The sequence below is a fragment of the Aggregatilinea sp. genome, from assembly GCF_036822615.1.
In the GTDB taxonomy this organism is placed as follows: domain Bacteria; phylum Chloroflexota; class Anaerolineae; order Aggregatilineales; family Aggregatilineaceae; genus Aggregatilinea.
On sequence record NZ_DAISHJ010000173.1, the window covers coordinates 1 to 8,195 of the forward strand.

General features: G+C 65.4%; 8 protein-coding genes and 1 pseudogene. 2 read left to right on the top strand and 7 right to left on the bottom strand.

The window, feature by feature from the left end; all coding sequences use genetic code 11:
• From V7116_RS24545 to V7116_RS24575, 7 genes and pseudogenes are all read right to left on the bottom strand, one after another.
• Window positions 1-423: pseudogene (locus tag V7116_RS24545) on the bottom strand (hypothetical protein); the annotation flags it as partial.
• Between the two features lie 116 nt (window positions 424-539).
• Window positions 540-1,460, bottom strand: coding sequence for a class I SAM-dependent methyltransferase (locus V7116_RS24550; RefSeq protein WP_324394636.1), 921 nt, complete (start codon window positions 1,458-1,460; stop codon window positions 540-542).
• On the bottom strand, window positions 1,457-1,723 hold the full coding sequence (locus tag V7116_RS24555; protein WP_324394637.1) for a hypothetical protein: 267 nt from the start codon (window positions 1,721-1,723) through the stop codon (window positions 1,457-1,459). The genes V7116_RS24550 and V7116_RS24555 overlap by 4 nt, the downstream gene beginning before the upstream one ends.
• A 95-nt stretch (window positions 1,724-1,818) precedes the next feature.
• Window positions 1,819-3,378 carry a PPC domain-containing protein gene (locus V7116_RS24560; protein ID WP_324394638.1) on the bottom strand — a complete coding sequence of 520 codons (1,560 nt, stop codon included), beginning with the start codon at window positions 3,376-3,378 and terminating at the stop codon, window positions 1,819-1,821.
• A gap of 230 nt (window positions 3,379-3,608) precedes the next feature.
• Complete coding sequence (locus tag V7116_RS24565) at window positions 3,609-4,835, bottom strand: nucleoporin FG repeat-containing protein (protein ID WP_324394639.1); 1,227 nt, start codon at window positions 4,833-4,835, stop codon at window positions 3,609-3,611.
• 78 nt (window positions 4,836-4,913) lie between these two features.
• On the bottom strand, window positions 4,914-5,561 hold the full coding sequence (locus V7116_RS24570; protein ID WP_324394640.1) for a hypothetical protein: 648 nt from the start codon (window positions 5,559-5,561) through the stop codon (window positions 4,914-4,916).
• Window positions 5,562-5,643: 82 nt separating this feature from the next.
• Window positions 5,644-6,072 carry a response regulator transcription factor gene (locus V7116_RS24575; protein ID WP_324394641.1) on the bottom strand — a complete coding sequence of 143 codons (429 nt, stop codon included), beginning with the start codon at window positions 6,070-6,072 and terminating at the stop codon, window positions 5,644-5,646.
• A gap of 186 nt (window positions 6,073-6,258) precedes the next feature.
• Between V7116_RS24575 and V7116_RS24580 the strand changes: the two genes are divergently transcribed.
• The gene (locus V7116_RS24580) at window positions 6,259-7,455 is read left to right on the top strand and encodes a carboxylate-amine ligase (RefSeq protein WP_324394642.1); all 1,197 of its coding nucleotides are present in this window, start codon (window positions 6,259-6,261) and stop codon (window positions 7,453-7,455) included.
• The coding region (locus V7116_RS24585) for a class I SAM-dependent methyltransferase (protein ID WP_324394643.1) at window positions 7,440-8,195 on the top strand (756 nt) is incomplete at its 3' end. The genes V7116_RS24580 and V7116_RS24585, both read left to right, overlap by 16 nt.

An 8,195-nucleotide genomic window follows, 5' to 3' on the forward strand; every position in this document is an offset into this window, starting at 1 on the left:
CCCGAAGCGCTCCCCCGCGCACACGTCCAGCGCCACGGTCGCGTACCCGGCTACGTCCAGGCCGTACGCCAGCCAGCCCATGCCCGCGCCGATCACCGCCGCTTCGCCCGCCGGGCCGACCGGCAGCCCGCCCCGGCGCAGCCGCATCATCTCCACGAAGCGCCACAACAGCGCGGTCGCGGCGGCTTGCTGCTCCCAGTAGCCGTCGGGGGCGCCGGGCAGCGGCGTCTGCGGCAGGCTCTTGAACGCACTCTCATCAGGAATGGTCCAGCCCGCCGCGACGAGATCGTCCTCGCACGCCGCCGACCGCGCCTCGACGTGCGGCGCGTGCTCCGGCGGGAACAGCCGCGCGATGCCGTCCACCAGCGGGTAAACATGCGCCGGATCGTCGGCGCAGTGCAGCGCGCCGTCGCGCTGGACCAACGCGGCGTGATCGATCGGGCAGGCCAGCAGTGAGGCGTAATGGCGGCCCCGGCCCCTGAACGCGCCGTTGGCCGACGCGCGGCGCTCGAAGCCGTTATCGTGTGGCGGCAGATGATCTATGACGGTTCCTCCGTGCTCGTGTCCGGCGGTGCGGCGGCGTCCTGTTCGGGAGCAGCCGCGTCGGGATTCTGGCGCAGCACCATGATGAAGTGATCGCCCCAGGCGCGGAACGCGGGCCACGTCCGCATGCGGCGATCCCACCCTTCACGCTGCGCAAAATGCGCCTGCCGCTCGCGGTACAAATCGTGCATGTGGACCGGCGGCAGCCACAGCGGCAGCGCCTGCACCGACTCGACCGTGAAATACGGAGCGATGGCGGCGGCGAAGGCGCGCGGCGAATAAAACTTGACCGGCGCATCGACCCCGCCCGTGCCCGCGCGTGCTTCGTGCCAGTCGGGGCCGCGCCGCATGATCCGCCCCGGCTTGAAGCGCACGAGATAATGCAGAATCTCGTACAGGCAGTGGCGACTCATCATCGTCGCCACGAACGGCGCGCCGGGGACCAGCAGCGCGTGCAGCCCGCGCGCCATCCCGGCCAGATCCGGCTCCGTGTTGAGTGTGCCCAGGCTGGCGTACGCGCCCTGGAACGGTCCGCGCTCGTCGAGCGCCGCCAGCCGCCCGGCAGGCAGCGTGCGGAAGGTCGCGCTGCGGCTCAGGCCGTGCACCGCCGCCTTCGTCTGCGCCTGACGCACCATCACCGGGCTGATGTCGATGCCCAGCACGCTGTACCCTTCGCGCGCCAGGATCAACGCTTCCTCGCCCGTGCCGCTGCCGATCTCCAGCAGCAGCGCCCGCTCGGGCATGACGTCGCGCAGCACGGCCAGATGCCGGTCGCGCAGCCATCCCAGGAGCAAATTTCCATGCCCCTGCTCGTCGGGCTGGCCGTAGGTCGCGTCGTACAACTTGGCCGCCCGGTCGAAACGTGCTTCCAGCGCCTTATACTGCTGGGCCGTTTCCGCGTTGGCGTTCTGGCTCATTCTTCATCCCCACTCCCGTGCCGCTCTAATCCCGCCAGGGCGTTTCTACCCCGAAAAACCCACCACCCGGCGATCAAGCCCAACCCCAGCACCGGCCCGATGCACATCGCAGCCAGTGCGCGCGCCTGGGCCTCCCATCCGACCAGCCCCATCGCCAGCCAGAGGACCAGGGTCGTGCCAAACAACACCGCGACCAGCCGCAGACCCAACAGGCCCCCGCGCCGCCATGTTTGCCACCCTAATGGATTATCAGGATCGTTCATTGCCTCGCAAGCCCCGGCCTGTGAAGGAAGTAAAATCGTTCGGGTACATGTGTGTCACCCGGCATCAAAAATTCGTGAATACCGGCGACGGGATGTCAGTCGCCTTCGAGCGGCCACGCCCACAGGTCGATGAAGAAGCAGTCCGTGCCCACGTCTTCGTAATTGAGCAGCGCCGTGCCTACGCGGCCCGCGCCCGGCTCGACCTGTTCCTCGGTCACCAACGCGCCGTTCACGTACAGCCCTACCCGGTCGCCGTGCGCCACCACGAACAGCACGTTCGACTCGGTGACGACCATCTGGCTCTGCGCGTAGACGTTCACCACCAGTTCATCCTCGACCGTTTGCGCCAGCCCGAACCCGCCCGCCGTATCGACGTAGGCCACGCTCAAGTTGTGCTCGTCCTGGTAGCGGAAGGTCAGCCCACACGCCACGCTGTTGCCGTTGGTGGCGATGTTAAACGCGCCGCCCAGCACGAAATCGGAATAGGCCAGATCCTCCGTGCCCAGGAGTTCAAAGTAGGACAGCTCGTCGAGCGCCTGCATGCTCATAGTCGGCACGTACAGCGTCCGCGCGGGCGCAGGCACGATCTCGCCCGACGCGGCGATCTCGTTCACGATGCGCTGCGGATCGCGCGAGGCCCAGCTCGACAGCACCAGCGGCAGCCCGCGATACGTCGTAACCAACCGCGTGGTCACGATCACGTTGTCGAACAGCACCGTGGCCGGATCGAGCTGATCCGCGCGCGTGGCCGCGACCAACCCGATCGCGCCCGCGTCGGGCAGCGTTGAATTGTTCAACGTGCCGAGCAGCGCGCCGTTCGCCCAGAACGAGAACGACGATCCGCGCGCCAGCACCGCCAGCGTCCAGGTTTCCGCGTTGTTCAGAGCCTCGTTGGGCGTCCAGTCTTGCAGCACGAACAGGGTCGTGCCGTCGTCCACACTGACGTTCCAACTGCCCTCAGAGTTGACCTTGAACGTGTACGCCGGAATACGCACGCTGCCCTCTTGGGCGCGGAACACGACTCCGAACTCGGCGTACGACTGCGCCCCGAACAGATCGACATCGACCTGCATGTAAAAATCACCCAGCGATCCGGCGTCACTGGGGATCGCCACGATCTGCCCGCCGGATCGCTCCGCGCGCAGCCGCAGCGCGCCCTGCGCCAGCGACACCAGGCTTCCGCCCGGCACCAACCACGGCGATGGATCCTCGTCGAACGTCTCGCGCCGCGCCACCTGGCCGAAGCCGGGCGTCACGCTCAGCTCGTAATCGCCGGTCGTGGTCCCGTCTTCGCCCTCGTAGCGTTCGACGCGCAGCGTATACATCCCGGCCACGGGAAGCGTCAGCGCTTCCAGCCCCGCGTCTGTCACCAGCGAGTCGCGGTCGTCGTTCCGCGCGATCAGTTCGCCGCTCGGCCCCAGCACCGTCAGCGACGGGTCCAGATCGCCGGACACGGTGCGTGCCAGGATCGACACGACTTCCCCCGCGCTCGCCTCGAACGTCCACGTATTCGCGGGCATGCGGTCGGTCAGCGTGCCGCGCACGCGCTCGAACAACACGACCTCGCCGGACGACTCCTGCGCATACACGGCAGAGGCCACCGGACCAGCCGCCAGCGCCAGCGCCCACACGATCAGCAGGGCCACGGATGCCACCCGCCGCACTCTAACGATGGTTATGCGGGAGCCAACGCGCCCGCGAGCAGTCACTCGTTTGATCATCAATTCCGGTCGATACCCGTTCCTATATCGTCGCCACCACTACAGATTATGACGCTAACCCACCGGGTAGGGGCAGTTCAATTCGTTCTAAGGTTTGACTCCGGCTGCGTGGAAAAGTAGGGCGGGTTTGAAGCCCGCCCCTTTTCGTTCCGTTGGGTGTGCCCCTACGGCGTCGCGGTCGGAATGAACAGCCCGCCCGTCAGGCTGCCGGGGGTCGCGGTCGGGATCGCCAGCCCGCCCGACGGCGTCGCGGTCGGATTGTTGCCGAACGGTAGTCCGGTGGTTGGTGTCGGCTCGACGCCTTCCTGCGGCGCGGCGGTCGGGTTGCCGAACAGCGTGCCCGGGTTCAGCCCTTCCAACCCGCCCTGATCTGCCACATCCCCGGCGCTCAGCGGACTGGTCACCACGAGGTTGTCGAAGTCCACCGTGACGTCATCCGGCTGATCCTGGATCGTGGATGCGGCGACGCCGATCGAGCCTTCGCTCGCGTACTGCGCGGTGTCCGTCACCTCGCCCACGAACTGATCGTTGAAGTAGAAGCGGAAGGTGTAGCCCTCCACGAGCGCGGCAATGCGCGGGCTGGCATCCGCCCCATCGATCACGGGCGAGACGGTCCACGGCTGGATCTCCTGCCACGTCCCGGTCTCGTCGTAATAGTACAGGCTCCAGTCGCCGTCGCTGCTGGCCGAGAGCGAATAGAACGTGCCCGCGTCCCAGTTCAAGTGCAGCACGAAGCCGTATTCCACGTAGCTCGGCTGGTTCTCGATCTCGACGTCCGCCTCCATGTACATATCGCCCCACGACAGGTCCTCGTCCGGCGACTGGTACGTCCAGATGCCGGGCGCGAACACGTGGACCTGATACATGCCGTTGACCACGTCGCCTTCGCTGTTATCGGCGGAGAACGACGACCACGTCAGGTTGAAATCGGGATCGCCCGATTCGAAGTCGTCCCAGACGTCCAGCCCGCCGTACCCGGTCAGCAGGCCCAGCGTCATGTCGCCCGACGTATTCCCCTCGCGCGTCACCGTCACCGTGTAAATGCCCTGCTCCGGCGCGACCAGCGCTTCCGCGATCGTGGCCGTCGCGTCCGTGCTGCTGGGCGACGCCTTCGTCACCACCTTACCGCTGGGCGCGGTCACGGTCAGCGTCGTGGTCAGGTCGCCGGAATCGGCGTATGCGACCACCGAAAAGGGGAAGGATTCCTCCAGGTAAAACGTTGCGCTGGCCTCCGGCGTCGTCGCGTCGAGCGTCGTGCTGAGCGTGCCGAGCAGCAGCAGCTCGCTGGAATCGCCCTGCGCGCGCGTGTGCAGGCCGCCCCCCATGCTCACGACGAGCGCCGCCAGCAGCGCCCCTACCAACCACCGTCCCGCGCGTGTAACCTTTTTCATGCGTGCGTCTCCTTGTGCTGTGTTCAGCCGTCCTTGTGCAGTTGCCAACGATGTGTTGCCAACGATCATGCAGCCGGATCAGCGCCAGCCCGGCACGTGGTCGGACAGTGCCGCGAGCAGCGCGTCGAAGTCGTCCGAGGCCACCTCCGCGCCATCCCGCCAGCGCGCGTCCTCCAGCTTGAGCAGGCGGCGCTGTTCAGCGGCGGCGTGCAGGTCGGTCGATCCTTCCGTCTCCCGGCGCGGGCGCAGCCGGGCAAACTGATCGTAACCGGGCATCGCCTCGGCGGCGGTCGGAGATTTGAAGCTGTAAAAGATCAGGTCTACGTCGTCTTGCAGAAGCTGGACCGCCACGCAGAACCACCCTTTTGGCACGCGCGCGCGCCGCCGGATCGTGAAGCGCCACGCCAGCGTATTGACCTTGCGGTTCCAGTCGATTTCCGTCACCTCGGGCGGCGATGTGCGCCCGTCGGTCACCACCAGCCGGTCGTGGCCGAGCACGGCATAACGACGGCTGGGCATCACGCGCTTCAGCAGCCGCTCGACCGCGAACCCCGTGCCCAGCAGCACGACGATATCGAGCGCGACGACCACACACGCCGGATCGACACCCTCGAACACGCCGTCGAGCAGCTTCAGCGCGACGACGTGGAAAAGCAGTGTCACGACCACCATCGCCACCGGGACGAGAAAGCGAACCGAAAAATGTTCGGTGTCAATGCGAATCATCCGCCCCTCGATGTCGGGCGCGGGCCTGGAATATTCAAGAGACATGGGGCGTTTTCATATCCTGGGATACATGCGGCAAAGGCTAAGCCATCGGGTCGAACACGTGCGCCACGGATGCATCGGGCGGCTTCCATAGACCGGACCGACCCAGCAGGCGCTCGACGCTCCGGCGCAGATACACCGTATCGAACGGCTTGAGCAGGTACAGGTCTATATCACTACTCGTGAAACCGTGCAGACGTTCAGCCTGGGGCGTAATCACGGTCAGGATGATGATCGGCGTCTCCCGAAACGAGGCGTCCTCGCGGACGACCCGGTAGACGTCCCAACCGTCCATCTCGCCCGGCAGCATCAGGTCCAGCAGGATGATCTGCGGGGCCACCGCCCGCACCAGATCCAGCCCTTCCGTCCCGTCCAGCGCGAAATGCAGCCGGATTTCCTCGTGCTTCAGCACCAGGGCGAGCAAATCCCCGATCTCGGATTCGTCTTCAATCACCACGATATCGAACATGACATGAGGTCCCCACATGGCCGATATGTTGTATGGTGTCAAGCATAACACGTTTGCCCCCGGCTGAGAACTGAAACGCGCCCGCCGGGGCAAAGCCGGGCATTGCAGATGTTTCGAGATTGAAGCGAGCGCGATATAGTTGACGGTGTTCGCAACCCCACGTGCAAAACCGCCGGAGAAAGCCTTATGTTCACCGCACCGCTCACCATCGGTATCGAAGAAGAATACCAGATCGTTGATCCACAAACGCGAGAATTGACCTCGTACGTTCAGCAGATGATGAACCGGGGTCACGTCGTCCTGGGCAATCAGCTTAAGCCCGAATTTATGCAGTCCCAGATCGAAGTCGGTAGCCATATTTGCAGCGACATCAAAGACGCCCGCGCCGAAATCGTTCATTTGAGGCGGTCGGTCTGTGAAGTAGCGGAAGACACGGGTGCGGCCATCATCGCCGCCGCGACGCACCCGTTCTCACACTGGCAGGATCAGCACATCAGCGAAGGTGAGCGCTACGACGACCTGGCAACCGAAATGCGCGACGCGGCCCGGCGGCTGCTCATTTTTGGGATGCACGTGCACCTGGGCTTTGGTCAGTCTGACGAGGCTATGAATCTGGTGATCGACGTGCTCAACCAGCTCCGTTATTTCCTGCCGCATATTTTGGCGCTGACCACCTCGTCGCCCTTCTGGCACGGGCGCGACAGCGGCCTGAAGAGTTACCGCAGCCTCGTCTTTGAAAACATGCCGCGTTCGGGTATTCCGCCCAATTTCTACAGTTACAGCGAATACAACCAGTACGTCAACATCATGGGCAAGGTCGGCTCGCTGGGCCGCCGCGTCGATACGCGCAAGGAAACCAGTCACCGCGTCGCCATCGGCGACCCGACCAAGATCTGGTGGGACGCCCGCCCGCACCCCGATCTCGGCACGCTCGAAGTCCGCATCTGCGACATGTGCACTCACGTCGATGACGCCATCGCGGTTGCGGCGCTGATCCAGGCGCTGGTCGCCAAGCTGATCAAGCTGCGCAACCAGAACCAGTCTTGGCGCATTTACCGGGGCATGTTCATCGAGGAAAACAAGTGGCGTGCCGTGCGCTACGGCATCCAGGGCAAGCTGATCGACTTCGGCATCGGTGAGGAAGTGTCGCTGCGCACGCTGATGGACGAGCTGATCGAGATCGTGGACGACGTGGTGGACGAGCTGAACTCACGCGAGGAAGTGGCGCACATCCGCACCATCGCGGAGCGCGGCACGAGCGCCGACCGGCAGTTGGCGATTTATCACGGCGCGATGAAAGATGGCGCGACCGAACGCGAAGCACTTTTTGCCGTGGTCGATCATCTGATCGCAGAAACCGGCCAAGGATGGGAAACGCACTGAACCAAGAACACGGCTCCGTCAGCAGCGCGATCCTGGTGCGGCGGTTGTTTGACGCCGCGGCGTCCGCTTACGCGCGCTGCGTCGTGCTGGGGATGGCGCCGCTCTCAGCGGATTTTGTGAATTATGCCCGCCCACGTCCTGGCGATCTTGCGCTGGACGTGGGTGCGGGCACGGGCACGGCGGCGGCTCTGCTGGCACGGCAGGGCCGCACTGCCGCCCTCGATCTGTCCCACGCGATGCTGACCTACGTCAAGCCGCATCCGCACCTGTTCCCGGTCTGCGGCAACCTGCTGCACGCGCCTTTTGCCCCGCACATCTTTACGCTCGTGGTTGCGTCATTTGGCCTCAATACCACCCTCCCGGAACAGAGTTTACCCGCGCTGCGTCACCTGATCGCGCCCGGCGGACGGCTGGCAATTCAGGAGTGGGGACCGGTGACGGCGCTCGACGCCGCCCTGGACGATCTGCTCGCGGAGGCGGCAGTCGAAACGCCGGAGCCGCCGCTGGCCGCGCTGCGCGCCTGGATGGGCAACGACGACCTGCGCTGGCAGAACCGCTTGCAAGACCCCGACGATTATCACGAATGGCTGGACGATTTCGGCTTCGAGGTCGAAGACGCGCGCGAAGACGCGCCGGTCACGGTGCGGTTCCCCTCCGTGGGGGACTATCTGGGGTTTTGGGCCGCGTCGCCGGGTCGCCACGCCGAGCTGCGCGCCCTGGATCGCGACGCCCGCGCCGCG

Bases quoted from the DNA above. Each gene is read 5' to 3' on its own strand.
- V7116_RS24555 (WP_324394637.1), bottom strand. From the start codon at position 1,723: ATGAACGATCCTGATAATCCATTAGGGTGGCAAACATGGCGGCGCGGG.
- V7116_RS24580 (WP_324394642.1), top strand. From the start codon at position 6,259: ATGTTCACCGCACCGCTCACCATCGGTATCGAAGAAGAATACCAGATC.
- V7116_RS24570 (WP_324394640.1), bottom strand. From the start codon at position 5,561: ATGATTCGCATTGACACCGAACATTTTTCGGTTCGCTTTCTCGTCCCG.
- V7116_RS24550 (WP_324394636.1), bottom strand. From the start codon at position 1,460: ATGAGCCAGAACGCCAACGCGGAAACGGCCCAGCAGTATAAGGCGCTG.
- V7116_RS24565 (WP_324394639.1), bottom strand. From the start codon at position 4,835: ATGAAAAAGGTTACACGCGCGGGACGGTGGTTGGTAGGGGCGCTGCTG.
- V7116_RS24575 (WP_324394641.1), bottom strand. From the start codon at position 6,072: ATGTTCGATATCGTGGTGATTGAAGACGAATCCGAGATCGGGGATTTG.